This window comes from Streptomyces sp. NPDC050211 (genome assembly GCF_040656035.1).
Taxonomy (GTDB): domain Bacteria; phylum Actinomycetota; class Actinomycetes; order Streptomycetales; family Streptomycetaceae; genus Streptomyces.
This window is the reverse complement of the sequence record NZ_JBFALC010000014.1, coordinates 70,695-93,864: the sequence shown is the minus strand read 5'-3', so window position 1 is coordinate 93,864 and position 23,170 is coordinate 70,695. Positions and strand designations below refer to the sequence as shown.

The following is a 23,170-nucleotide window of genomic DNA, read 5'->3' as shown; positions in this document are numbered from 1 at the left end:
CCCTGCTGGGGAAGCGCTGGTCAGATCTGGTTCTCGCCGCCGTCGACGTACAGGTTGGCTCCGAGGATGAAGCTGCTCTGCTCGGAGGCGAGGAAAGCGACCACATTTGCGACCTCGGCCGGGTCCGCGATCCGGCCGAGCGGGACGCCCGCGGCGAATTGCGCCTTGGTGACGGGCGTGTCCGCCCCGCTGACCACGGCGTCGAGTCCAGGCGTGTCGATGGTGCCCGGGGAGATCGCGTTGACCCGGACGTTCCGGCCTTTGAGCTCGTTGGCCCAGGTCCGGGCGAAGGACCGGATCGCCGCCTTGGAGGCCGCGTACGTGCCGAACGCCGCGACCCCGTCATCGGCGCGCACCGAGGAGTTCAGGATCACCGATGCGCCGTCGTTGAGCAGAGGCAACGCCTTCTGCACGGTGAACAGCGTGCCGCGCACATTGACACCGAAGATCTGCTCCACGTGCTGCTCGGTGGTCTGCTCCAGTGTCGCGAGCGCGCCGCTCCCCGCGTTCGCGAAGACCACGTCCAGGCCCCGGCCCCGGGCGCGGACCGCGTCGTACAGACGGTCCAGGTCGGCCAGGTTGGAGACATCACCCGCCATCGCGGTGGCCGCCGACGGGCCGATGGCCTCCACGGCCGCGTCCAGCGCGGTCTTGCGCCGACCGATGATGAACACATGCGCGCCCTCGGCGGCGAGTCGCTTCGCGGTCGCCAGGCCGATTCCGGTACTGCCGCCGGTGATGACGGCGGTCTTGCCTTCGAGCTGCCCCATACCCATGACCTCCACGAATTTCCGCACCGATCGGTACTGAACGATGCCGAACGGGACCGTAGCACATCTGCACCGATCGGTACGGAAGAGGTATGGTCCTCGCGGAAAGGGAGACTCAGGGGGAGCGCCGATCGGCCGATCGAGAGCCGTCGTCGGCGCCTAAGCGACCGTGAGCACGATCTTGCCCTGGATGTGCCCTCGGGCGGCGCGTTCGTGCGCCGCTCGGGCATCCGCGAGCGGAAACGTGCTGTCGATCGCGACGCGGACCGTGCCGGCGTCGAGCAGGCGTCCCAGTTCGGCGAGTTGCGTGCCGTTCGAGCGGACCTGGGTGGCCGTGACTGTGACGCCCAGCTTCACGGTCTCCTCTTCGTCGAATTCGCCGAAGAACACGGGGAACTGGGAGCCGCCGCGCTTGAGTGTGCGCAGGAAGCGGCTGCTGTGAGGGCCGCCGACGGTGTCGAGAACGAGGTCGACACCGCGTACGAGTTCCTCAGGACGACTCTTGGTGTAGTCGATGAACTCGTCGGCGCCGAGCTCGCTCAGGAACGATTCATGCGCGCCCGATGCCACCGCGATGACACGTGCGCCCTTCCATTTCGCCAGCTGTAGCGCCAAGTGGCCCACGCCGCCCGCGGCTCCGTTGATGAGCACCGTCGTGTCGGCGTCGAGTGGCACCGGACGATGCCTCGCCGCCTGGAAGGGCGACGGGTGATCGTGTCCGAGCTCGATCAGGAACTGCCACGCGGTGAGCCCGGCCATGGGGGCCCCGGCGGCATGCACGTGATCGATGCCGGCCGGCTTGAGTGCGAGGTCCGACGCGGGCGCGGCCACGTACTCGGCATATGTGTTGCCGTCGAAGCTGGGGAAGCGAAGGAGACCGAAGACTTCATCGCCGACGGAGAAGCCGTCCACATCCGCGGCGACGGCCTCGACCACGCCCGACAGGTCCGTCCCCGGGATCACGGGCAAGTCGAACTGCGGCCTCGTCTCCGGAGGCAGGTTGGACATCCCGTCGCGCAGGTACCAGTCCGGAGGATTGATGCCGGCCGCGTGCACGCGAACGAGCACCTCGCCCGGCCCCGGCTCGGGAATCGGCACCTCGTCGTGGCGCAGGACTTCAGGACCGCCGTGCTCATGGAGCCGGACCGCCCTCATCGTGTGTGTCGGCATCGTTTTCTCCTGCTCGCATTGCGGGATAGGCTTATTCGGATCAGCGATCCACATAAGTGGACCACTGATCCGAATATATGGACCACTGATCCGGATAGTCAAGAGGGGCCAATGCGGGCCGACGCCAAGAAGAACCGCGACCACGTGCTCGCCGTAGCGGGCACCGCCATCACCGAGCAGGGCGTCGATGTGTCACTGCGCGACATCGCGCGCAGGGCCGACGTCGGGCTCGCGACGCTGCTGCGCCACTTCCCGACGCGCGAGGCGCTGCTCGAGGCTCTGCTCCACACGAGCTTCGAGGAACTGACGGCAGAGGCAGGCGAGTTGGAGAAGTCGAGCTCGCCCGAAGACGCGCTCGTTTCGTGGCTGCGCGACTGCGTGGCGTGGACCACCGAGTACCGGGGCGTGACCGTGCTGATGGCAGCCGCCATCGATGACCCCGACTCCGCACTCCACGCCTCGTGCGTCACCCTGCGCGCAGCGGGTGCACGGCTCCTCACCCGCGCCCAGGCCGCCGGCACGGCGCGGAGCGATATCGACGGCACCGACTTGTTCGCGCTGATAGCGGCACTCGCCTGGCTCGGCGACCAACCCTCGCTCGCCCCACGCGCCGACCACCTCTTCGATGTGGTCGCGAGCGCGATCCTGACGAGCGGGGGCAGCAGCGAACCCGAGGAGGAACGCCGCGCCCGTACCTGATATCGCCGACGCGCGGCAGCGCCCCAAAGGGGCGCGGGGAACTGCGCGACAAGCCCCCACCGGCCCGCAGCCAAACAAACCCCATCCCTCACCCGATCAGCGTGCGCCCACCCTCCAACATCAGCGTCGCCCCCGTCAGATACCCCATGTCGTCGCTCACCAGCGCCGCCACCGCCCGCCCGATGTCCTCCTCCGGATCACCGAGCCGCCCCAACGGAATGTCCGCGGCAAGACGTTCGGCGTGTTCGGGATGGGCGCTCAGATACACCTCCGCGGCCGGGCTGAGCGCGGCCGGACAGATGACGTTCACGCGGATCCCATACGTGCCCCACTCCCGCGCGGCAACCCGCGTCAGACCACGGATCGCCTCCTTGGCCATCGCGTACGAGGCGAAGGTCGGATCTCCCACCACGGCGGTCGACGAACCGAGGTTGACGACGCTGCCCCGGCTCTCCCGCAACCAGGGCAACGCGGCCTGCATCGCGTGGAAGGTCGCCAACGGCCCGCTGCGATAGGCGAGTTCGAGATCGTCGTACGACGTCTGCTCAAGCCGCCGCTGCACCGAGGACTGCGCGTTGTTGACGAGCACGTCCAGCGCGCCGAACTCCCGTACCGTCTCCGCCACCATGTGGTCGACGTCGGAGCGTTCACACACGTCCCCCACGACGGTGTGTGCCCGGCCCCCGCGCCCGGCGATCTCCGCGGCCGTGTCCTTCAGCTTGCTCTCGGTGCGGCCCGTGATGACTACGGCGGCGCCCTCGGCGGCCAGTGCGAGCGCGATGCCGCGGCCCACGCCCTGGCCGCCGCCGGTGACCAGCGCGACCTTCCTCTTGAGTCGCATTCACGTCTCCTTCCAGAAGGCGGCCCAGGTGGGAAAGGCGTCCGGCAGTGGTGGATCACCGGCCCCCGCCCAGCTGTTGAAGCCGACGGACTGCGGGCGTTCGGTCACATCGGCCGCGTACCAGTGCTGCTCGCGGCGCCGGGAGAAGTACCACTCGCCGCCCACGCGCGCGTAGTCGTCGACGTAGCGGATCGCCATGACGATCCACCGCTCCCCCACCTCGTGCTCGGCCCGGCAGTACACCGAGCCCGTCGCGGTGTCGCGGCCGGTGAACTCGACGCGGTGGCCGCAGATCTGGTGGATGGAGCGGTGGAAGCCGCGGACGAGGGGCTCGATGTAGGCGCGCAGGGCCTCTCGGCCGCTGCCGTGGCGGCCCATGTCCAGGTCGGGCCGGAAGCAGCCGACCCAGGCGTCGAGGTCGCGGCCGTCGACCGCGAGGGCGTAGCGGATGGGGAGTTGCTGGATGGCCAGCTGGGACTCGATGCGGTCGATACGGTCCGCCGGCCCGCTCATGGCCGCGGGTCCTTCGGGAGTCCGAGCACCTGCTCGCCGATGATGTTGCGCTGGATCTCGCTGGAACCGCCGTAGATCGTTTCCGCGAGGGAGAGCAGGAAGGACCGCTGCCGGGTGTCCAGGCCGTAGTCCTCGCCGACGATCTGCCCGGCGGGGCCCGCCAACTCCATTGCCAGATGGCCGAGTTGCTGGTGGCGTGTGGAGGCGTACAGCTTCGCCGTGGTCGCCTGGGCGCCGGGCGTGCGGCCCGCGATCAGTTCGGCGACGGTCCGCATGTTGGTGGTGCGCATGATGCGTACGGAGATCCAGGCGTCCAGGATGCGGCGGCGCAGCATGGGATCGTCTAGGGCGCCGCGCTCCCGGGCCAGCTCGATCAGGGTGTCGGCCTCACGCTCGTAGCTGAGTTGGAGGGGCAGCAGCGTGGTGCCGCGTTCGATGCCGAGGGTGGTCATCGCCGTGCGCCAGCCGCCGCCGACTTCGCCCACGACCAGGTCGGCGGAGGTGCGTGCGCCGGAGAGGAAGACCTCGGCGAACTCGTCCTGCCCGGCCAGGTTGCGGATCGGGCGGATGTCGACGCCGGGCTGGTCGGTCGGCACCAGCAGCATGGTCAGGCCCTTGTGCCGCTGGGAATCCGGGTCGGTGCGGGCGAGGACGTAGAGCCAGTCGGCGTGGTCGCCGAAGGACATCCAGACCTTCTGCCCGTCGATGACCCACTCCTCGCCGTCGCGTTCGGCCCGGGTGCGGACGGACGCCAGGTCGGAGCCGGCGCCGGGCTCGCTGAAGCCCTGGCCCCACAGCTCCTCCACGGCGAGGATCGGCGGCAGGAAGCGCTTCTTCTGCTCCTCGCTGCCCATCGCGAGCAGCATCGGTCCGAGCAGGTCGAGGGCGCTGCAGGTGGCCCGGTAGGGGGCGTTGGCCCGCGCGTACTCATACTCGAAGACGATCTCCTCGACGAGGCCCAGCCCTCGGCCGCCGTACTCCTTCGGCCAGCCCACGCCCAGCCAGTTCCCGGCGGATAGCTCGCGGTCCCAGGCCAGGCGCACCTCCCAGGCGGCTCCGTCGGTCGGGCCGCCCACCCCTTTGTGCTCGGCGAACTCCCCCACCAGGTGCTCGGCGAGCCAGTCGCGCAGTTCGTCGCGGAAGTCGCGTACCGCGGGTCCGAAGTCCAGCTCCATGTCGTGCTCCGGGATCTCCATGTCGCTCTCCTAGATGCCGAGCCGGGCGGCCAGCAGCTCCCGGTGGTACGCGGGCGTCCCCAGCAGCACCTCGGAACTCTTGGCCCGCTTCAGGTAGAGGTGGGCGGGGTGTTCCCAGGTGAAGCCGATTCCGCCGTGCACCTGGATGCTGTCGCCCGCGACCTTGGTGAACGCCTCCGAGCAGAAGGCCTGGGCCAGCGCGGCGGCGATCGCGGTCTGCGTCTCGTCCCCGGCGTCCAGCGCCCACAGGCCGCCGTACGCCGCCGAGCGCGCCGACTCGATCTCGGTGAGCATGTCGGCGCACTTGTGCTTGACGCCCTGGAAGGAACCGATCGGCCTGCCGTACTGGACGCGGATCCTCGCGTAGGACACGGCGGTGTCCAGGGCCGCGGCCGCTCCCCCGACCTGTTCGGCGGCGAGCAGGACGGAGGCGGTGGCGAGGGTGCGGCGCAGTGCCGGCCAGGCGGTGCCCTCGGTGCCGAGCAGCCGGGCGGGGGTGTCCTGGAACTCCACGCGGGCCTGTTTGCGGGTCTGGTCGAGGGTGGGGAGGAGGGTGCGGGTGAGGCCCGGGGCGTCGGCTTCGACGGCGAAGAGGCTGATGCCGGACGCGGTGCGGGCGGCGACCAGGAACAGGTTGGCGAGGTGGCCGTCGGGGACGTACGTCTTGACTCCGGTGAGCCGGTTGTCGGCCCCGGCCGTGAGGCCGATGCCCGTCTCGTCCCAGCGGCCGTTCTCCTCGGTCAGCGCCAGCGTGGCCACCGTCGCGCCGGACGCGATGCCGGGCAGGAGGTCGGCGCGGGCCTGCTCGTCGTCGCAGCGCAGGAGCGCCTCGGCGGCCAGGGCCACGGTGGCGAAGTACGGCGCGCACAGCAGGGCCCGGCCCGCCTCCTCGAAGACGATGCCGAGATCGACGTAACCGAAGCCCGAGCCGCCGTACTCCTCCGGTATGGCGAGTCCCTGCAGGCCGAGTTCGGTGGCCATGCGCCGCCAGACCACGGCGTCGAGACCGTGCGGGTCGGCGGCGAGGCGGCGTACGGCGGCCTCGTCGGAGTGTCGGGCGAGGAACGAGCGTACGACTTTGCGCAGTTCGTCCTGCTCCTCGCTGAAGGTGAGATCCATCCCGAGCTTCCCGTCCTCGGTGTTGCCCGCCCAGATACAGTTAGATAATTATAGTATCCGAACTGAATACACCAGGAGCATGACGTGATGGATCCCTATGAGCAGTTCACGAGCCTGACCTTCGAGCGGCCCGCGCCCGGGGTGCTCCGGATCGTGCTCGACGCCCCCCACCTCAACGCGGTCGATCCCAAGATGCACGGCGAGCTGGCCGACATCTGGCCGGTCGTCGACCGGGACGACGACGTGCGCGCGGTCCTGGTCCAGGGCGCGGGCAAGGCCTTCTCGGCGGGCGGGACCTTCGACTCCATCGAGGCCATGACCGAGGACTACACGGTGCGAGCGCGGGTGATGCGTGAGGCGCGGGACATGGTGTACGGGGTGATCAACTGCTCCAAGCCCGTGGTGTCCGCGATCCACGGTCCCGCCGTCGGCGCCGGGCTGGTGATCGGCACGCTGGCGGACATCTCCGTGGCCGGGCGCCGGGCGAAGATCGTCGACGGGCACACCCGGCTCGGTGTGGCCGCTGGCGACCACGCGGCGATCTGCTGGCCGCTGCTGTGTGGCATGGCCAAGGCCAAGTACTACCTGCTGACCTGCGAGACGCTCACCGGCGAGGAGGCCGAGCGGATCGGCCTGGTCTCCAAGTGTGTCGACGACGGCGAGGTGCACGCCGAAGGGCTGCGCCTCGCGACCGCCCTGGCCGCCGGACCCGCCAGCGCGCTGAGCTGGACCAAGCGCTCCCTCAACCACTGGTACCGCACGGCGGGGCCGCTCTTCGAGGCCTCCCTGGGACTGGAGTTCTTCGGGTTCGGCGGGCACGAGGTCACCGAGGGTCTCGCCGCCCACCGTGAGAAGCGCGCCCCGGACTTCGAGGGCGTGGCCGCCAAGCACCCGCTCGACCTCTGAGGAGCCCGCGATGACATCGGAGTCCACCATCAGTGAAGTCCCCCTGCTCGTCCGGGGGTTGACGTACGAGGAGATGCCCGTCGGGCAGATCTTCCGCACCGCCCGCCGCACCGTCACCGAGACCGACCTGGTCAACTTCGTCACCTGGGGCGGCTTCACCGAGCCGCTCTTCTGGGACGCCTCGCACGCCGCGGACGGCGGCTACACCGGCCGGCTGGTGCCGGGCGGACTGACGTACTGCCTCGCCGAGGGATTGGTGCTGCAGACGAACGTCCTGCACGGCACGGGCCTGGCGTTCCTGCACATGGAGTTGACGGTCAAGGGTCCGGTGTACGTCGGTGACACGCTGTACGCCGTCGTCGAGACGACGGACTCGCGGCCGTCCAGCAAGCCGGGCCGGGGTGTGGTGACCAGCCGGATCTCCGTGCGCAACCAGCGCGACGAGGAGGTGCTCGTCTACACGCCGGTGCGGCTGATCCGCGGCAGGGACTACGAGGCTCCGGCGCCCTGAGCCCTCGGCACCGCGTGGAGTCCGGTGGGCGAGCCGGTGGGGGCGGGTGCGAACGCTCCCCCGTGGACCCAGTCCGCGGGCATCGGCGGACGGGGCGGTGGTGTGCGGTCGGGGACGCCCATCGCGTACAGGCGGGTGTAGCGGAGCTTCGCCTCGATGTTGTCGAGCACCGACCAGTACTCGTAGCCGCACACGTCGACTCCGCGCGACACGACCCGGGCCAGCCAGGACAGCCGGGCCCCGAGCAGCGCCCGGCGCCGGGCGTCGTCGCGGCGGCCCCGGTGGTCGACGAGGTCCAGGTCGCCCATGCCGTTGTCGACGATCGACAGGGGCGGCAGGAGGTCGCCGTACAGGTCGTGCAGGGCGGCGACGGCATCGGCGAGGCCTTCGGGGAGGATCGGCCAGCCGTACGCCGTGGTCTCCACGTCGTCGAAGGGGATCAGGGCGAGACCGAGGCCGACGAGCAGCCGGTTCACCTCGTTGAGTGCGCCGAGGCACTTCATCACCGGGAGCGCCCTGGGCAGGTTCTCCGGCGCGGTGACGCGGAACGGGGTGTACCAGGACAGGCTCAGCAGGTCCTGCGCGGTGGCGATGGTGTCCAGGTCGCCGGGGCGTACGCAGCCGGTGGCCTCGACCGGTGAGATGTCGTCCTCGGTGACCATGTGCTCGCCGAGCAGCATCGGGTCGAGGAACATGCGGTTGGTCCAGCTCTCCAGCCGCTCCACGGCCAGGCGGTCGTACGGGTCGTCGGTGGCCGCATAGCCGCCGACGAGGGTGACGGTGGTGCCGATCGGGCCGCGCGCGCCGGTCGCCCTCAGTGCCTGGGTGGCGAGCCCGTTGGCGAGCAGGAGGTGGTGGACCGCGGGCAGTCCCGCCCTGCCGATGCCACGGCTCGGGGGATACATTCCGGCCACATGGTCCGCGAGCGTGGGGCTCGCCAGGTCGGTCGAGGTGATCCAGCGGTCGACCCGGTCTCCGAAGCGGCGGCCCATCTCGGCGGCGTACTCGGCGAAGCGGTTCGCGGTGTCGCGTACGAGCCAGCCGCCGGAGGCGTCCAGCCACGGAGGCAGCGACAGATGGAGCAGGGTGAGGCTGGGCTTCAGGCCGAGCGCGAGCAGGGAGTCGAGGGCGCGGTCGCAGCGGTCGAGGGCGGTCCGGTCCCACAGGCCCGGCCCCTCGGGCTGGAGCTGCGGCCAGCCCGCCACGGCTCGGTGGGTCGTGGGGGCGGCACCGAGCACCTGCCGGATGTCGTCGGTCCACTGCCGGAAGTGTCCGCCCTGGACGGGCGGGGGCAGCGGGGCCGCCGCGAGGGCGTCCGCGGTGGCCGTACCCCAGTCGACGCCGCGGTAGGAGTCGTACAGAGAACCATCGCTCATGGTCACCGTCCAGGCGATGAATGGTTTAGCGCATTCAACTGAATGCTCGCCGTCCGGACGCTAACACTTCGGGGAAACTACGACAATGTTTCAGCCAGATCTCTTCGAACCGGCCATGGTGATCACTTCCCCTCGAGGATGAGGTCGGCCGCCCGCCAGGCCATCGCCATGATCGGTGCGTTGAGGTTGCCGGACACCATCGTCGGCATGACCGAGCAGTCGACGACCCGCAGGCCCTCGATGCCGCGCACGCGCAGCTGGGCGTCGACGGCGTCGTCCTCGGCCGGGCCCATGGCGCAGGTGCCGATGGCGTGGTAGCCGCAGCGCCCGTGCTCGAGGCCCGCGTCGATGATCTCCTGGTCTTCCCGCACGGCGGGGCCGGGCAGGGTCTCGGCCGTGATCCGCCCGGAGATCGGCGCGGTCTCGAAGAGTTCGCGCATCCTGCGGAACAGGGCGGTGCCGGCCGTGCGGTCGTGGTCGGAGCCGTAGTAGTTGGCCGTGATCGTCAGGGGTGCCTCGGGGTCGGCCGAGGTGATGTGCAGGCTTCCCTCGGCGGTGGGGCGCAGGATGTAGCCGAGGCCCATCACGCCGGGCTCGCGCTCGACTCCGGGCTCCTTGCCGGGGATCTCCGGGGTCAGGGAGACCGGCGCCATGAGCAACTGGGCGTCCGGGCGGTCGTGTTCGGGGCGGCTCTTGAAGAAGGCGATGACGTCGAAAGCCGGAGCGGCCAGCGGTCCCCGGCGGGTGGTCAGGTACTTCACGCCGGACAGGCCCTGTCGCAGCGGGGTGCTCAGCGCCTTGTTGTAGCCGAGGTTGTCCCGCAGCCGATGCTGGACAACGAAGCAGCGATGCTCGCGCATCCTGCCGCCGATGTGCGGGCTGTCGACCAGGACGTCGACGCCGGCCGCCTTGAGCGTCTCGGCCGGGCCGATGCCCGAGAGCTGCAGGATCTTCGGCGTGGCGATGCTGCCGGCGGAGAGGATCACCTCACGTCGGGCGCGGACCTCGGTCTGCCGCCCCTTGCTGCGGGTCCGTACGCCGACAGCCCGGCCCTTCTCGGTGACGACGGCGGTGACCAGGGTGTCGACGGCGACGGTCAGGTTGGGTCGGTGTGCGACCGGGTGGAGGAAGGCGCGGGCGGCGCTGAAGCGCTGCCCGTTCTTGATGGTGGCCATGGCATAGCCGATGCGTTCGTCGTCGCTCGCGTTGAGGTCGTCGGTGCGGCGCCAGCCGAGTCCGGTCCCGGCGGCGATCACCTCCTCGCAGAGCGGTTCCGGCCGCGACGCGGTCGAGATGTGCAACGGCCCGCCCGCGCCCCGGACTTCGGAGGCACCGAGCGCGTTGTCCTCGATCCGCCGGAAGACCGGGAGCATGGTGTCCCAGCCCCAGCCGGGGTTGCCGAGCCGCTCCAGCTCGTCGTAGTCGGCCCGGTCGCCGCGGTTGTAGACCATGCCGTTGACCGAGCTCGATCCGCCGAGCGTGCGGCCCCGCACCCAATGCTCGACCCGCCCGGTCGGGCCCACCGGCTCCACCGGGTAGTGCCAGGCGTACCGGGGGTCGCCCAGCAGCTTGCCGAACCCCTTGGGCATCTTGATCAGCCCGGTCGCGTCCCGGCCGCCCGCCTCGATCAGCAGGACCGTCGTCCCCGGGTCTTCAGAGAGGCGGTGGGCGAGCACGCACCCCGCCGAACCGGCCCCCACCACGATGTAGTCGAACGTCGTCATCACACCTCCCGGTGCTTGCGGCCTACGCGTCGAAGGGACGGAATTCCTCGTCCTGCCACCAGGGATACACCGGCGGCATGTCCTTGCTCACCCTCGCCGGGAACTCCGGCGGGCGCTTGGCGAGGAAGGACTCGATGCCCTCCGTCGGGTCCGGGCCGCCGCCGATCTGGCTCATGATCCGTGAGTCGAGGCGGTGCGCGGCCATGGGGTGGGCCTCGCCGAGCATCCGCCACATCATCTGCCGCGCCAGGGCGACCGACACGGCCGAGGTGTTCTCCGCGATCTCGCGCGCGAGGGCGTACGCCGCCGGGAGCAGCTCCTTCGGCGGGTGGACGGAGCGTACGAGCCCGGCGGCCAGCGCCTCGTCGGGGCCGAAGACGCGGCCGGTGGCCACCCACTCCATCGCCCGCTGCATGCCCACCGCGCGCGGCAGGAACCAGCTCGCGGCGGACTCCGGGACGATGCCGCGGCGCGCGAAGACGAAGCCGAACTTCGCCGAGGTCGAGGCGAGCCGGATGTCCATGGGCAGGGTCATGCTGGCGCCGACGCCGGCCGCCGGGCCGTTGATCGCGGCGATGACCGGCTTGGCCGAAGAGAAGATGCGCAGCGCCACCCGGCCGCCGGTGTCCCGGTGCCAGGCACCCGCCTTGCGGTGGTCGAAGGAGCCGCCGCCGGCGCTGACGTCGGCGCCCGCGCAGAAGCCCCGCCCGGCCCCGGTCACCACGATCACCCGCACGTCGTCGTCGGCGTCGGCCGCGTCCAGGACGTCCAGCAGGTCCTGCATCATGCGTGGGTTGAAGGCGTTGAGCTTCTCGGGCCGGTTGAGCGTGACGGTGAGGATCCGGTCGGCCGACTCCGCCGTGACGGTCTCGTACTCCTGCTCCGGCATACATGCCCTCCGCGCTCGGTTCCCAGTCAGCTTAATTAGTTATAGCATTCAACTCTACTGACTCATTAGCAAGCGGTCGACGGCGGTGGAGATGACGGATCTGGTGGTGACGGCCCGGGGGCCGGTCCGGCTGGTCGAGCTGAACCGGCCCGAGCAGCTCAACGCGATGAGCGAGGAACTGCACGCCGGTCTCGCGTCGGTGTGGGAGGACGTGGCAACCGATCCGGAAGCGCGGGTCGTCGTCCTCACCGGGCGGGGCCGGGCGTTCAGCGCGGGCGGCAACTTCGGCATCATGACCCGGGTCCAGCAGGACGCGGCCTTCCGGGAGCAGAACGTCGACGAGGCCCGCCGGATCATCACCGGCATGGTCCGCTGCCCGCTGCCGGTCATCGCGGCGGTGAACGGGCCCGCGGTGGGCCTCGGCTGCAGTCTCGCCCTGCTCAGCGACCTCGTACTGATCGCCGACGACGCCTACATCGCTGACCCGCACGTCCAGGTCGGGCTCGTCGCGGGCGACGGCGGCGCGCTCGTACTGCCGCTGCTCGTCGGGCTGACCCGCGCCAAGGAGCTGCTGTTCCTGGGCGACCGGGTGAGCGCCGAGGAGGCGGTCCGGCTGGGCGTCGCCAATCGCGTCGTACCGAAGGACAAGATCCTCACCGAGGCCATGGACCTCGCTCAGCGCCTGGCCACGCTGCCCGTCAAGGCGCTGCGCGAGACCAAGCGGGCGGTGAACCTCCACCTGGAGCAGGCGATCGCCGCAGTACTGGAACCGGCGCTGCTCGCCGAGCAGGACAGCATGACCGACCCGGAGCACATCGCGGCCGTCGAGAAGATCATCGCCGCGCGCGGCGCCCGCTGAGCGGAACAGGAGCAGGCACGTGGACTTCGCATTCAGCGAGGAGCAGGAGGAACTGCGCCGCACCGTAAGAGCGTTCCTGGCGGACACCTCGCCGGAGACCGAGGTGCGGCGGCTGATGGAGACCCCCGAAGGCTTCGACCGGGCGCTGTGGCGCCGGATGGGTACGGAGCTGGGCCTTCAGGGGCTCGCGGTCCCCGAGGAGTACGGCGGCGCCGGGTGCGGACCGGTCGAAGTGGGCGTGGTCATGGAGGAGTTGGGCCGCTCGCTGCTCTGCGCGCCGTTCCTCGGCTCGGCCGTCCTGGCGACCACCACGCTGCTGCGCTGCGACGACGAGGACGCGCGCAAACGCCTGCTGCCCGGCCTGGCCTCCGGCGAACTCGTCGGGACGCTCGCCCTGACCGAGGACTCCGCGCGGTGGGACGCCGCAGGGGTGCGTCTCACCGCGCGGGAAACGGCGGGAAGTTGGCGCCTGAGCGGCCACAAGACCTTCGTCCTGGACGGAGCCACCGCCGACGTCGTCCTCACCGTCGCCCGCACCGGCGACGACGGCATCGGCGTCTTCTGCGTGGACGGTGACGCACCCGGCCTGACCCGCAACCCCCTGCCCACGATGGACCCGACCCGCCGCCAGGCCCGCCTCGACTACGACGACGTACCGGCGACCCGGCTGCGTGCGCACGGCGACGACGGATGGCGGCTGGTGTCGGAGGTGCTCGACCGGGCCGCCGTCGCCCTGGCCGCCGAGCAGGTCGGGGTGGCCGGACAGGCGCTCGACATGGCCGTGGGGTACGCGAAGGTGCGGCACCAGTTCGGGCGGCCCATCGGTTCCTTCCAGGCGGTCAAGCACTTGCTGGCCGATGTCCTCCTGGAGGTGGAGTCGGCCCGGGCCGCCGCCCACTACGCGCTGCTCGCCGCCGACGCCGAGGACCCCGAACTACCCGCCGTGGCAAGCCTGGCCAAGGCCTTCTGCTCCGACGCCTGTCTCCAGGCGACCGCCGAGAACATCCAGGTGCACGGCGGCATCGGCTTCACCTGGGAACACCCGGCCCACCTCTATCTGAAACGGGCCAAGACCTCACAACTGCTGTTCGGCGACCCGGCCTACCACCGGGAACGCCTCGCACAGCGCGTCATCCGAGTCCAGGGAGCGGCATGAAGGTCGACGGCAAGCTCAACGTATGGCGCACCACCGAGGTCGTCGAAGAGGCACGGCACCACGAGAAGGCGGGCTACGACGGCCTGTGGGCCTCGGAGTCCAAGCACGACCCCTTCCTGCCGCTGCTGCTCGCGGCCGAGCACACCGACCGCCTGGAGGTCGGCACCGCCATCGCGGTGGCCTTCGCCCGCTCCCCCATGCAGCTCGCGTACACGGCGCACGACCTCCAGACCTACGCGGACGGCCGCTTCTCCCTCGGCCTCGGCAGCCAGATCAAGCCGCACATCGAGCGACGGTTCTCGATGCCGTGGAGCAGGCCCGCGGCGCGGATGCGCGAGTACGTGAGTGCGCTGCACGCCATCTGGGCGGCCTGGAACGACGGCACGAAGCTCGACTTCCGCGGCGACTTCTACACGCACACCCTGATGGCCCCCTTCTTCTCTCCGCCGCCCGCACCTGGAGGGGCGCCGAAGGTGTTCGTGGCCGCCGTCGGCGAGGCGATGACCCGCGTGGCGGGCGAAGTGGCGGACGGCCTCCTGGCCCACGGCTTCACCACCGAGCGGTATCTGCGGGAGGTCACGCTGCCGACCGCCGAAGCCGGGCTCGCCCAGTCCGGCCGCAGCCGCGAGGACTTCTCCGTCAGCCATCTCCTCCTCACCGCCACCGGCCGCACCGAGGAGGAAATGGCCCGTGCGGTGGCCGGCACCCGCCGCCAGATCGCCTTCTACGGCAGCACACCCGCCTATCGCGGCGTCCTGGAACTGCACGGCTGGGGCGACCTCGGCGACGAACTGCACGCGCTGTCCAAGTCCACGCGCGAGGACAAGTGGGAGGCGATGGGCGGGCTGGTCGACGACGAGGTCCTGCACACCTTCGCGGTGGTGGCCGAGCCGGAGCGGGTGGCGGCGGAGATCCGGCGGCGGTACGGCGCGCTGGTCGACCGGGTGTCGTTCTACACGGCGTACGAGATCGACGCCGAGGTGTGGGAACCGATCGTGCAGGAGCTGCGCGGCAGCTGACCGGCCGGGCTCGGTGATCCGCCCGCACGCCGCAAGCACGCCCTTCACTCCGGCTCACGCCCACCGCGCCCTGATCCACAGTGCCCCCGCGCGCCTCTCCGCCACCGCGATCACTCGCCCTAGGCTGTTCGATCAGTCGCCGGCGGAAGGACCTGGTGCGCATGTCTGAGTCATCGGTGATCGCCGGATTCGGTGCGGCGCTGCCGGCGATCGCCTGCCGTCAGCAGGACGTCGTCGACCTGCTGCGGGCCAGCAGCCCGAACCAGCGGGTCGCGGCCCGGATCGCCGCGCACTCCGGCGTCACGCGGCGTCACCTGGCGGTGAGCCCGCTGCTGGAGGACATCAGCGACTGGTCCACGGCCGCACGCATGCGCCGCTATCTGCAGGAAGCGCTGCCGCTGGGCAAGGATGCCGTCGCCTCGGCCCTGGACGCCACCGGGGTGGACCCGGCCGACGTGGGCCTGCTGTGCGTGGCGTCCTCGACCGGCTACGCGGCGCCCGGCCTGGACACCCGGGTCGCCCGCGACGTGGGGATGTCACCGCACGTGGAGCGGCTCCTCGTGGGCCACATGGGCTGCTTCGCGGCACTGCCCGCGCTGGCCGCCTGCGCCAACTACGTACGCCTCCACCGGCGCCCGGCCGTGCTGCTCAACGCCGAACTGTCGTCGCTGCACCTGCAACCCCCGCCGTGGGACGGCGACCAGGTCGTCGTGCACGTCCTGTTCGGCGACGCGGTCACCGCCACCGTCGTCCAGCCGGACGCGCCGGCCGACGGCGGCGCCGGTCTGCGGATCGTGGACGTGCTGGCGCACACGGACACCGAGCACGAGGACCACATGCTGTGGACCGTGGGGGATCACGGGTTCCGGATGGGCCTGTCGCCGGAGGTGCCCGCCGTCCTCGAACGGCTGGTCCCGGACGCGGTCGGCGGGCTGCTGGCATGCCACTCGCTGAGCCTCACCGACGTCCGCTGGTGGGCGGTGCACCCGGGCGGGCGGCGCATCATCGACGCCGTGGAAAGCAGCCTCGGCCTCACCCCCGACGCGGTCGCCGCCTCCCGGTCGGTCCTGCGCGAGTACGGCAACTGCGCCTCCGCGGGCCTGCCCCTGGTGATACGGGAACTGCAGATCCGTACACCGCTGGCCGCCGGGCAGTACGGCCTGGCGATGGCCTTCGGCCCCGGGCTGACGTTCTACGCCGCCCTGCTCCGCGGCGCCTGACCCCGCCGCCTCCACCTCCGCATCCCCCTGCACATCCACCTTCGCGAAAGGTCTCGCTGACGATGCCCACTGACGCTGACGTGCGCCTGCTCCTCGACCGTATGGCCATCGGCGACCTGCTGGTGGCCTTCGCGAGTCGCCTCGACGAGAAGGACTTCGAGGGCTATGCGGCCCTGTTCACCGAGAAAGGGACCCTGGAACTGCCCGGCCTCGTGCACCAGGGGCGCGCGGGACTCGCCGATCTGGTGGCCAGGGACCTCGGCCGCTACCACCGCACCCACCACATCAGCACGAACCATCAGATCACCGTGGACGACGACGAGGCGGCCTCCCGCTCGTACCTCCACGCCGTCCACCTGCCGGAAGAGGCCGATCCAACCCACTGGTGGTCGGTCGGCGGCTGGTACGACAACACCTACCTCCGCGAGGGCGGCCAGTGGCGCATCAGCGGTGTGCGGGTGACTCCGGTGTGGCTGGGCGGCACGGCCTTTCCCCCGCCGCCGCCCGCCGATCCCGTATGAGGGGCGCGGCTCAGCCGAGCAGGTCAAGGACGGTCGTCATGGACCTGTTCTGCAGCAGATAGTCCTCGGCCTCCTGCAGGTGCACCCGCCACAGCTCCTCCGCGGCCTCGGACCGCCGGGCCTCGACCAGGTCGACGAGGGCGACATGGGCGCGGAAGCCCCGCCGGTTGGCCCGGACGTTCTCGGCACTGCCCGCGTCGAGGTCGACATGGGACCAGTTGGCCTGGTCGATGATGTGCCGGACCATGCCGTTGAGGACGGTCAGGGTCTGGTTGCCGGCGAGTTCGACGACGAGGGCGTGGAACTCCATATGGGCGCGGATGAACGCCGACGGATCGTCCATGAGCCGCTCGGCCTCGGCGACCGCCGACCGCAGCCGCTGAAGGTCCTCGTCCGTGCGACGCTGGGCCAGCAGCCCGGCGCAGGGCGCCTCGATCACCGTACGCGCGTCGTACACGTCTTTGAGGGTCGTGCCCCGGTACTCCAGGACCACGCCCGCGTATCGGGCGGCCACCGTGCCCTCCGGAACCTGCACCCGCGCCCCGCCCCGGGCTCCCCGGCGCACGCTGATCAGCGCCTCCGACTCCAGCACCCGGAACGCCTCGCGCAGCGTCGGCCGCGACACGGCGAACTCCTCCATGAGCGCCGTCTCGGCAGGCAGCGCGTCTCCTTCGGCGAGTTCCCCGCGTACGATCATCCGCCGCAGCTGCGCCGCGACCAGCTCGGCCATCTTGGGTACCCGTACCGGCGTGTTCGTCACGGCGTCCATCTCCTTCAGTCACCGGAGTCCGGTACGAAGTACGGCAGGGTGATCTCCGAGGTGAGCGGGCGGAAGTCGACTCGGACCCGCATGCCGATGACGACGCTGTCGGGGTCGCCGGCATCGACGTGGGTCAGCAGGGTGGCCCCGTCGTCGAGGTCGATCACGGCGAGCGCGAAGGGCCTGTCGAAGCCGGGGCCGGGCGCGCGGTGGACCACGGTCACCGAGTAGACGGTGCCCCGGCCCGCGCTGGGGGCATACCGCCAGTCCTTCGCCATACAGCCCGGGCAGGCGGGTTCGGGGACGAAGAAGCGCAGGTCGCAGGTGGGGCAGTACGGGACGACGAGATCGCCGCGCCGGGCCGCCTCCCAGAACGGCGTCGACAACTCCGTCGGCTGGGGCACGGGTCTGCCGGTCATCGCATCCTCCCCAGCACGCTCATCTCGTAATGCTGGGCTCCAGACCCGGCGTTGCCCACGACGGCCAGCTCGGCGCCCTCGACCTGGTGCACGGCGGTGCCGCGCAACTGCCGTACCGCCTCGACGACTTTGAGCGTCATCTGCTGCGTCCCGTTCCACGCGTACGCCAGGCAGCCGCCGTCCGGATTGACGGGGTGCTTGCCGCCGACGGCGATGGCGCCGCTCGCGGCGAGTGGGCCGCCCTCGCCCTCGCCGCAGAGGCCGAGGATCTCCAACTGGCGGATGATTTCGAAGGAGTTGGGGTCGTAAAGGGAGAACACGTCGATATCGTGAGGGCTCACGCCCGCCATCGCGTAGGCGCGGGTGGCCGCGTCCCGGCCCAGCTGCCCGACGTCCCGGTGGAGTGCGGGGTTGGCGTACGCGGCCTGGTGGTACTCCATGCCGCCGCCGAGTACGGCGACGGCTGGGTGCTTGAGGTCCCGTGCGCGCTCGGCGGTGGTCACCACAAGTGCCGCGCCGCCCTCCCCCACGATGCAGCAGTCCAGCAGGTGGAAGGGCGTGGCCACCATGCGGGAGGCGAGGACGTCGGCGGCGGTGTACGGGCCGCGGCCGTACATCATCGCTTCCGGGTTGGTGGTGCCGTTGTTGCGGATGGTGGCGGCGACCTCCGCGAGCTGGCGGGAGGTCGTGCCGTACTCGTGCATGTGCCGGGCCGCGACGAGGGCGAACTGGGCGACGACGTAGCTGCCCCACACGTCCGCGAACTCCAGCGGCACCCCGGCGCCGACCGGTCCGGTGCCTCGGGAGACGAGCTTGCAGCCGCCGACGACCAGGGTGTCCGCGTATCCGGACCTGATGGCGGCCGCCGCCTTCAGCAGGCCTCTCGATCCCGCGTTGTCCAGCATCGAGTCGCTGGTCCACCGCAGGTCCCGGCCGAGCATGCGGGCCCAGGAGCTGCCCTCGCCGGGTACGCCGCCCGGGCCCGGCCAGTCGACCTGGGCGCCGTCCACGTCGGCCGGGGTGAGACCGGCGTCCTCGATCGCGCCGCGTACCGCTTCCAGGGCGAGGTCCATGGCATCCCGGTGTGGGAGCGACAAGGCCTGCTCGGTGGCGTACACGCCCGCGACGACGGGCGTTCGGTCGGTCATCGTCCCGCGCCGAGCGTGTCGCCGCCCGGGTAACCGCCGCCGCCGAAACGGGCGTCGAGGGTGTCGTAGTCCTTGGCGTAGCCGCCCGTGCGGGGCAGGGCGTCGATGAACTCGACCGTCTTCGGCTTCTTGTACGAGGCGATCCGGGACCGGCAGTGGTCGATGATGTCCTCCGCGGTGACCTCCGCCCCTTCCTTGAGGACCACGACCGCCTTGACGTCCTGCGACCAGCGCTGGTTGGGCACGCCGATCACGGCGGCCTCCTTCACGGCCGGGTGGGCTTCGAGGCAGTTCTCCACCTCGGCCGGGAAGATGTTCTCGGCCGCCGACTTGAGCATGCGGGTCGTCGTACCGAGGAAGCTGATCGTGCCGTCGGGCTCGCGGCGTCCGAGGTCGGTGGTGTGCCACCAGCCGAAGCGGAAGCGCTCCTCGTTGATCTCGGGGCGGTTCCAGTAGCCGAGGTGGACGAGGTCGCCGCGGACGCAGATCTCGCCGACCTCGCACTCCGCTCCTCGCTCGTCGAGGATGCGTACGGCGGTGTAGGGGCCGGGGCGTCCCGCGTTGCCGGCGCCCATGCCGCCGTAGGCGCCGGTGACGGCGAAGCCGGTGACCTCGGTCTGGCCGTAGCCGCGGCCCTCCCCACCGCCGTTGCGGGTGAAGCGGCTGACGTCGGTGGGGACCATGCCCTCCCAGACCTGGGCGGCGACGCTGGCGCGGAGGTGCGACAGGTCGTGCCCGGCCTCGCGGTTGAGGGCGACGAGCTGGGCGATGGTCGGGGGCATCAGGTAGGCGTGGGTGCACTTCTCGGCGGCCAGCAGCGGCAGGAGTTCCTCGGCGACCACGCGGCGGACGATCACGTTCTTGCCGCCGTGCACGAAGGCGGGGACGCCCCAGAACTGGTAGTTGCCGATGTGGAACATGGGTCCGGCGCTGAGGAAGGCGGTCTCGTGGCCGATGTCGCCCATCCAGGCGGCGCTCGCGCCCATCGCAAGCAGGTTGCGGTGGGAGAGCATCGAGCCGGACTGGCGTCCGGTGATCGCTGCGGTGTAGATGACCAGGAGCGCGGAGTCGGGGTCGACGTCGGTGTCCGGGTCGTCGGCCGATCCCGAAGCCAGGAAGTCCTCGTAGGAGCCCGGGCCCTCGGTGTCGCGGCGCAGCCACAACGCCCGCTGTCCGTTGCCGAGTTCAGCCCGCGCCTTGCCGACCGTCTCGCCGATCTCCTCGTCCTGCCAGACCACGACCTTCGGGTCGAAGTCCTGCACCGCGAACGCCATCTCGGGAGCCGCCCAGCGCCAATAGCCGGGGCAGACCATGGCGCCGAGCTTCGCGGCGGCGCCGAGCAGTTCCCAGATGCGGAAGGAGTTCTGGCCGAGCCACAGGATCCGGTCGCCGGGGCCGACGCCGGTCACGCTGAGCGCGTTCGCGAGCCGGTTGGTGCGTTCGTCCAACTCCGGCCAGGTCAGGCGGGTTTCACCGTCGACCAGGGCGAGGGCGTCCGGGAAGGACCGGCGGTGCTCGCGGACGAGGTCACCGAAGGTCAGGCGGCGGGCGCGGGGGTCTGGGGGGAATCCCCCAGGAAAGGTCTGCACGTCGTTGCTCCCCATGCTCGGTCAGACGCGGCCGACGCCGACGCCCTTGACGTTGATGAACTCGTCGAGCCCGGCCCGTCCGCCTTCCCGCCCGAACCCGCTGATGCCGACGCCGCCGAAGGGCGTGGTGGGCGAACTGATCGGGTTGGGGCCGGGGTTGACGTAGACCGTCCCGGCCTTCAGGCGCGGCACCAGTCGGTTGACGCGTCCGATGTCACGGGACTGGATGTACGCGGACAGTCCGTACTCGGTGTCGTTGGCCAGCGCGACCGCCTCGTCCTCCGTGTCGAAGGGCGTGATGGCCAGCACCGGGCCGAAGACTTCCTGCTGGGCGAGGTCGCTGCGGTTGTCGACGTCCGCGAAGACGGTCGGCGTGACGAAGTAGCCCTCGGAGTCGATGCGTTCGCCGCCGTGCACGAGCCGTCCCGCGCCGCCGGAGACGGCCTTGTCGATCATGCTCTGGACGCGGTCGCGGGCGGTGGCGTTGATGAGCGGGCCGATGTACGTGGCCGGGTTGAGCGGGTCGCCGACGGGCAGGTGCGCCACGACCCCGGTCACCCGCTGGACGACCTCCTCGTAGATCGGCCGCTCGACCAGCAGCCGGGTCGGCAGCGCACAGCCCTGGCCCGTGTTGCTCATCGCGAAGGCCGCGCAGTACGGCACGACGGCGTCCAGGTCGGTGTCGGCGAAGAGGAGGTTGGCGGACTTGCCGCCGAGTTCGAACAGGACCGGCTTGAGGCTCTGGGCGGCGGTCGCCATGATACGGCGGGCGGTGGCGGGGCCGCCGGTGAAGGAGATCTTGTCGACGCCGGGGTGCGAGACCAGGGCCTCGCCCGCGTCGCCGAGCCCGGTGACGACGTTGATGACGCCCTCCGGGATTCCGGCCTCGTGCGCGAGGTCGGCGAAGAGCAGCGCGGAGAAGGGCGTCGACTCGGCCGGTTTGATCACGACCGTGTTCCCGGCGGCGAGCGACGGCGGGACCTTCATCGCCAGCGACAGCGCGGGCGAGTTCCAGGTGATGATGTGGCCGATCACGCCGTACGGCTCGGCGATGGTGTACTCGACGTTCTCGTGCGGGCTGTAGGCCGCGCCGACCATGCCCTCGATCTTGTCGGCCCAGCCGGCGTAGTACTCGGTCCACTCGGCGACATGCGGCCCGACGCTCGAAGCCCAGCCGCCGATGCAGACGCCGTTCTCCAGCGGGCAGATCGCCGCGAAGTCCTCGATGTGGTCGCGGATCAGCCCGGCGAACCGGGTGAGGAGCCGGCGCCGCTCGGCGGGACGCATCCGGCCCCACACCTCGAAGGCTCCCCGGGCAGCGGCCACGGCCTGGTCCACCTCGGTGGCGCCCGCGAGCGGGACGTATGCCTGGATCAGGCCGGTCGCGGGGTTCCGGTGCTCGTACGCTCCCCCGCTGCCGTCGGTGACGTCCTTGCCGCCGATGACCAGCCGCGGCCGGGGAAGGTCCCGCTCGGCCCTGTCCTGGTGCAGCTTCACATCGACCGTGACCATGGATGCCTCCTCGAGCTGCCCCGACGTTACCGCTTAAATAGATAACCTATTTATCGAAGGTAATCAATGCGCGTGACGCACTCACAGTCCCAGCGAGCGCCCGATGATCTCCTGCATGATCTCCGAGGTCCCGCCGAACACCCGCTGGACCCGGCTGTCGCGCCAGATCCGCGCGATCTCGTACTCGTTGACGTAGCCATAGCCGCCGAAGAGCTGCATACAGCGGTCGATGACCTCCCAACCGGTCTCCGTGGTCCAGTACTTGGCGGCGGCGGCCTCCTCGGCGGTCAGCTCGCCCTGGAAGAGCGCCATGATGCAGCCGTCCAGATAGACCCGGGCGGCGCCGAGCTTCGCCTTGATGTCGGCGAGCGCGAAGCGGTTGGCCTGGAACTCGCCGATCGGCCGGCCGAAGGCGACGCGCGTCTTGGCGTACTCCAGGGCGAGTTCGAAGGCCCGCTCGGCCGACGCGAGAGCGGCGACGGCGATGGCCAGCCGCTCGGTCGGCAGGTTGCCCATCATGTGGTAGAAACCGCGCCCCTCCTGGCCGATGAGGTTCTCGGCCGGGACGCGGACCTCGTGAAAGAACAGCTCGGCGGTGTCCTGCGCCTTCATGCCGACCTTGTCCAGCTTGCGCCCGCGCTCGAAGCCTTCGGCGCCGCGCTCGACGACGATCAGGCTGATGCCCTTGTGCCCGGCCTCGGGGTCGGTCTTGCAGGCGACGATGACCAGGTCGGCGAGGATGCCGTTGGTGATGAAGGTCTTCGAGCCGTCGATCACCCACTCGTCGCCGTCGCGGCGGGCGGTGGTGCGGATGCCCTTGAGGTCGGATCCGGCGGCCGGTTCGGACAGGGCGAGGGCGCAGATCGTCTCGCCGCTGGTCACACCGGGCAGCCAACGCGCCTTCTGCTCGGCGGTGGTGAGGTGCGTCAGATACGGCGGGATGACGTCGTTCTGCAGCCCGAGCCCGATGCCGACGGACCCCGTGGCGTGCATCTCCTCCGCCATGATGGCGTTGTAGCGGAAGTCCCGGATGCCCTGGCCGCCGTACTCCTCCGGGAACTGCCAGCCGATCAGCCCGGCCTTGCCCGCGGCCGTCCAGGCGGCCCGGCTGACCTGTCCGTCCCGTTCCCACTCCTCCGCGTGCGGGGCACATTCGCGCAGGTAGTAGGAGCGAGCGGTCTCCCGGAACATCTCGTGCTCGGCGGTGAAGATCGTACGACGCATGCTCGGCTCCCCACTCACACATCTCGCTT

General features: G+C 70.7%; 23 protein-coding genes. 8 read left to right on the top strand and 15 right to left on the bottom strand.

Translation table 11 applies throughout. From position 1 onward, the window contains the following. Nucleotides 1-20 precede the first annotated feature (20 nt). Together AB0I98_RS17535 and AB0I98_RS17530 are read right to left on the bottom strand one after the other, a co-directional pair. Nucleotides 21-770, bottom strand: a complete 750-nt coding sequence (locus tag AB0I98_RS17535; RefSeq protein ID WP_362942023.1) for an SDR family oxidoreductase — start codon at nt 768-770, stop codon at nt 21-23. Between the two features lie 159 nt (nt 771-929). After that, the gene (locus AB0I98_RS17530) at nt 930-1,940 is read right to left on the bottom strand and encodes an NADP-dependent oxidoreductase (protein WP_362942194.1); all 1,011 of its coding nucleotides are present in this window, start codon (nt 1,938-1,940) and stop codon (nt 930-932) included. A 111-nt stretch (nt 1,941-2,051) separates the two neighbouring features. Here AB0I98_RS17530 and AB0I98_RS17525 point away from each other — a divergent pair, with 111 nt between their 5' ends. Continuing rightward, nucleotides 2,052-2,639 carry a TetR/AcrR family transcriptional regulator gene (locus AB0I98_RS17525; RefSeq protein WP_362942020.1) on the top strand — a complete coding sequence of 196 codons (588 nt, stop codon included), beginning with the start codon at nt 2,052-2,054 and terminating at the stop codon, nt 2,637-2,639. Nucleotides 2,640-2,727: 88 nt separating this feature from the next. Here AB0I98_RS17525 and AB0I98_RS17520 read toward each other — a convergent pair whose 3' ends face one another. The 4 genes from AB0I98_RS17520 to AB0I98_RS17505 are packed head-to-tail and all read right to left on the bottom strand — an operon-like array spanning nt 2,728 to nt 6,308. Beyond that, a complete protein-coding gene (locus AB0I98_RS17520) occupies nt 2,728-3,480 on the bottom strand; it encodes an SDR family oxidoreductase (RefSeq protein ID WP_362942017.1) in 753 nt (250 codons plus the stop codon). Beyond that, the gene (locus AB0I98_RS17515; protein ID WP_362942014.1) at nt 3,481-3,993 is read right to left on the bottom strand and encodes a nuclear transport factor 2 family protein; all 513 of its coding nucleotides are present in this window, start codon (nt 3,991-3,993) and stop codon (nt 3,481-3,483) included. Then, on the bottom strand, nt 3,990-5,168 hold the full coding sequence (locus AB0I98_RS17510) for an acyl-CoA dehydrogenase family protein (RefSeq protein WP_362942191.1): 1,179 nt from the start codon (nt 5,166-5,168) through the stop codon (nt 3,990-3,992). The genes AB0I98_RS17515 and AB0I98_RS17510 overlap by 4 nt, the downstream gene beginning before the upstream one ends. A 30-nt stretch (nt 5,169-5,198) precedes the next feature. Then, nucleotides 5,199-6,308, bottom strand: a complete 1,110-nt coding sequence (locus AB0I98_RS17505) for an acyl-CoA dehydrogenase family protein (protein WP_362942011.1) — start codon at nt 6,306-6,308, stop codon at nt 5,199-5,201. An 87-nt stretch (nt 6,309-6,395) separates the two neighbouring features. Between AB0I98_RS17505 and AB0I98_RS17500 the strand changes: the two genes are divergently transcribed. After that, complete coding sequence (locus AB0I98_RS17500; RefSeq protein WP_362942188.1) at nt 6,396-7,214, top strand: enoyl-CoA hydratase/isomerase family protein; 819 nt, start codon at nt 6,396-6,398, stop codon at nt 7,212-7,214. 10 nt (nt 7,215-7,224) lie between these two features. Further along, nucleotides 7,225-7,725, top strand: a complete 501-nt coding sequence (locus tag AB0I98_RS17495; RefSeq protein WP_362942008.1) for a MaoC family dehydratase N-terminal domain-containing protein — start codon at nt 7,225-7,227, stop codon at nt 7,723-7,725. Here the strand turns inward: AB0I98_RS17495 and AB0I98_RS17490 are convergent. From AB0I98_RS17490 to AB0I98_RS17480, 3 genes are all read right to left on the bottom strand, one after another. Further along, on the bottom strand, nt 7,704-9,101 hold the full coding sequence (locus AB0I98_RS17490; protein ID WP_362942005.1) for a family 1 glycosylhydrolase: 1,398 nt from the start codon (nt 9,099-9,101) through the stop codon (nt 7,704-7,706). The genes AB0I98_RS17495 and AB0I98_RS17490 overlap by 22 nt on opposite strands. 122 nt (nt 9,102-9,223) lie before the next feature. Next, nucleotides 9,224-10,825, bottom strand: coding sequence for a GMC family oxidoreductase N-terminal domain-containing protein (locus AB0I98_RS17485; RefSeq protein ID WP_362942001.1), 1,602 nt, complete (start codon nt 10,823-10,825; stop codon nt 9,224-9,226). A 22-nt stretch (nt 10,826-10,847) separates the two neighbouring features. Further along, nucleotides 10,848-11,714, bottom strand: a complete 867-nt coding sequence (locus tag AB0I98_RS17480; protein WP_362941998.1) for a crotonase/enoyl-CoA hydratase family protein — start codon at nt 11,712-11,714, stop codon at nt 10,848-10,850. A gap of 91 nt (nt 11,715-11,805) precedes the next feature. Here AB0I98_RS17480 and AB0I98_RS17475 point away from each other — a divergent pair, with 91 nt between their 5' ends. The 5 genes from AB0I98_RS17475 (at nt 11,806) to AB0I98_RS17455 (ending at nt 16,489) form a co-directional block, all read left to right on the top strand. After that, the gene (locus AB0I98_RS17475) at nt 11,806-12,573 is read left to right on the top strand and encodes an enoyl-CoA hydratase/isomerase family protein (RefSeq protein ID WP_362941995.1); all 768 of its coding nucleotides are present in this window, start codon (nt 11,806-11,808) and stop codon (nt 12,571-12,573) included. A 19-nt stretch (nt 12,574-12,592) separates the two neighbouring features. Next, nucleotides 12,593-13,729 (top strand): acyl-CoA dehydrogenase family protein, encoded by a 1,137-nt coding sequence (locus tag AB0I98_RS17470; RefSeq protein ID WP_362941992.1) that lies wholly within the window; start codon nt 12,593-12,595, stop codon nt 13,727-13,729. Beyond that, nucleotides 13,726-14,748 (top strand): LLM class F420-dependent oxidoreductase, encoded by a 1,023-nt coding sequence (locus AB0I98_RS17465; RefSeq protein WP_362941990.1) that lies wholly within the window; start codon nt 13,726-13,728, stop codon nt 14,746-14,748. The genes AB0I98_RS17470 and AB0I98_RS17465 overlap by 4 nt, the downstream gene beginning before the upstream one ends. Before the next feature lie 161 nt (nt 14,749-14,909). Beyond that, nucleotides 14,910-15,968, top strand: coding sequence for a 3-oxoacyl-[acyl-carrier-protein] synthase III C-terminal domain-containing protein (locus AB0I98_RS17460; protein WP_362941987.1), 1,059 nt, complete (start codon nt 14,910-14,912; stop codon nt 15,966-15,968). Nucleotides 15,969-16,030: 62 nt separating this feature from the next. Next, nucleotides 16,031-16,489 (top strand): nuclear transport factor 2 family protein, encoded by a 459-nt coding sequence (locus tag AB0I98_RS17455; RefSeq protein ID WP_362941984.1) that lies wholly within the window; start codon nt 16,031-16,033, stop codon nt 16,487-16,489. Between the two features lie 10 nt (nt 16,490-16,499). Here AB0I98_RS17455 and AB0I98_RS17450 read toward each other — a convergent pair whose 3' ends face one another. The 6 genes from AB0I98_RS17450 to AB0I98_RS17425 form a co-directional block, all read right to left on the bottom strand. Then, the gene (locus AB0I98_RS17450) at nt 16,500-17,258 is read right to left on the bottom strand and encodes a FadR/GntR family transcriptional regulator (protein ID WP_362941981.1); all 759 of its coding nucleotides are present in this window, start codon (nt 17,256-17,258) and stop codon (nt 16,500-16,502) included. Between the two features lie 5 nt (nt 17,259-17,263). Continuing rightward, a complete protein-coding gene (locus AB0I98_RS17445) occupies nt 17,264-17,668 on the bottom strand; it encodes an OB-fold domain-containing protein (RefSeq protein ID WP_362941978.1) in 405 nt (134 codons plus the stop codon). Continuing rightward, a complete protein-coding gene (locus tag AB0I98_RS17440) occupies nt 17,665-18,816 on the bottom strand; it encodes a thiolase family protein (RefSeq protein ID WP_362941975.1) in 1,152 nt (383 codons plus the stop codon). The genes AB0I98_RS17445 and AB0I98_RS17440 overlap by 4 nt, the downstream gene beginning before the upstream one ends. Beyond that, a complete protein-coding gene (locus tag AB0I98_RS17435) occupies nt 18,813-20,405 on the bottom strand; it encodes an AMP-binding protein (RefSeq protein ID WP_362941972.1) in 1,593 nt (530 codons plus the stop codon). Before AB0I98_RS17435 ends, AB0I98_RS17440 begins: the two co-directional genes overlap by 4 nt. A gap of 21 nt (nt 20,406-20,426) precedes the next feature. Beyond that, entirely contained in the window at nt 20,427-21,917 is a 1,491-nt protein-coding gene (locus tag AB0I98_RS17430; protein ID WP_362941969.1) for an aldehyde dehydrogenase family protein, read from the bottom strand. Nucleotides 21,918-21,998: 81 nt separating this feature from the next. Then, complete coding sequence (locus AB0I98_RS17425) at nt 21,999-23,141, bottom strand: acyl-CoA dehydrogenase family protein (protein WP_362941966.1); 1,143 nt, start codon at nt 23,139-23,141, stop codon at nt 21,999-22,001. Nucleotides 23,142-23,170 lie beyond the last annotated feature (29 nt).

Excerpts from the sequence above, each read along its gene's own strand:
- AB0I98_RS17425 (WP_362941966.1), bottom strand. The coding sequence starts at position 23,141 with ATGCGTCGTACGATCTTCACCGCCGAGCACGAGATGTTCCGGGAGACC.
- AB0I98_RS17450 (WP_362941981.1), bottom strand. The coding sequence starts at position 17,258 with ATGGACGCCGTGACGAACACGCCGGTACGGGTACCCAAGATGGCCGAG.
- AB0I98_RS17515 (WP_362942014.1), bottom strand. The coding sequence starts at position 3,993 with ATGAGCGGGCCGGCGGACCGTATCGACCGCATCGAGTCCCAGCTGGCC.
- AB0I98_RS17520 (WP_362942017.1), bottom strand. The coding sequence starts at position 3,480 with ATGCGACTCAAGAGGAAGGTCGCGCTGGTCACCGGCGGCGGCCAGGGC.
- AB0I98_RS17440 (WP_362941975.1), bottom strand. The coding sequence starts at position 18,816 with ATGACCGACCGAACGCCCGTCGTCGCGGGCGTGTACGCCACCGAGCAG.
- AB0I98_RS17505 (WP_362942011.1), bottom strand. The coding sequence starts at position 6,308 with ATGGATCTCACCTTCAGCGAGGAGCAGGACGAACTGCGCAAAGTCGTA.
- AB0I98_RS17495 (WP_362942008.1), top strand. The coding sequence starts at position 7,225 with ATGACATCGGAGTCCACCATCAGTGAAGTCCCCCTGCTCGTCCGGGGG.
- AB0I98_RS17535 (WP_362942023.1), bottom strand. The coding sequence starts at position 770 with ATGGGGCAGCTCGAAGGCAAGACCGCCGTCATCACCGGCGGCAGTACC.
- AB0I98_RS17500 (WP_362942188.1), top strand. The coding sequence starts at position 6,396 with ATGGATCCCTATGAGCAGTTCACGAGCCTGACCTTCGAGCGGCCCGCG.
- AB0I98_RS17530 (WP_362942194.1), bottom strand. The coding sequence starts at position 1,940 with ATGCCGACACACACGATGAGGGCGGTCCGGCTCCATGAGCACGGCGGT.
- AB0I98_RS17445 (WP_362941978.1), bottom strand. The coding sequence starts at position 17,668 with ATGACCGGCAGACCCGTGCCCCAGCCGACGGAGTTGTCGACGCCGTTC.
- AB0I98_RS17490 (WP_362942005.1), bottom strand. The coding sequence starts at position 9,101 with ATGAGCGATGGTTCTCTGTACGACTCCTACCGCGGCGTCGACTGGGGT.
- AB0I98_RS17460 (WP_362941987.1), top strand. The coding sequence starts at position 14,910 with ATGTCTGAGTCATCGGTGATCGCCGGATTCGGTGCGGCGCTGCCGGCG.
- AB0I98_RS17480 (WP_362941998.1), bottom strand. The coding sequence starts at position 11,714 with ATGCCGGAGCAGGAGTACGAGACCGTCACGGCGGAGTCGGCCGACCGG.
- AB0I98_RS17465 (WP_362941990.1), top strand. The coding sequence starts at position 13,726 with ATGAAGGTCGACGGCAAGCTCAACGTATGGCGCACCACCGAGGTCGTC.
- AB0I98_RS17510 (WP_362942191.1), bottom strand. The coding sequence starts at position 5,168 with ATGGAGCTGGACTTCGGACCCGCGGTACGCGACTTCCGCGACGAACTG.
- AB0I98_RS17455 (WP_362941984.1), top strand. The coding sequence starts at position 16,031 with ATGCCCACTGACGCTGACGTGCGCCTGCTCCTCGACCGTATGGCCATC.
- AB0I98_RS17525 (WP_362942020.1), top strand. The coding sequence starts at position 2,052 with ATGCGGGCCGACGCCAAGAAGAACCGCGACCACGTGCTCGCCGTAGCG.
- AB0I98_RS17485 (WP_362942001.1), bottom strand. The coding sequence starts at position 10,825 with ATGACGACGTTCGACTACATCGTGGTGGGGGCCGGTTCGGCGGGGTGC.
- AB0I98_RS17475 (WP_362941995.1), top strand. The coding sequence starts at position 11,806 with ATGACGGATCTGGTGGTGACGGCCCGGGGGCCGGTCCGGCTGGTCGAG.
- AB0I98_RS17430 (WP_362941969.1), bottom strand. The coding sequence starts at position 21,917 with ATGGTCACGGTCGATGTGAAGCTGCACCAGGACAGGGCCGAGCGGGAC.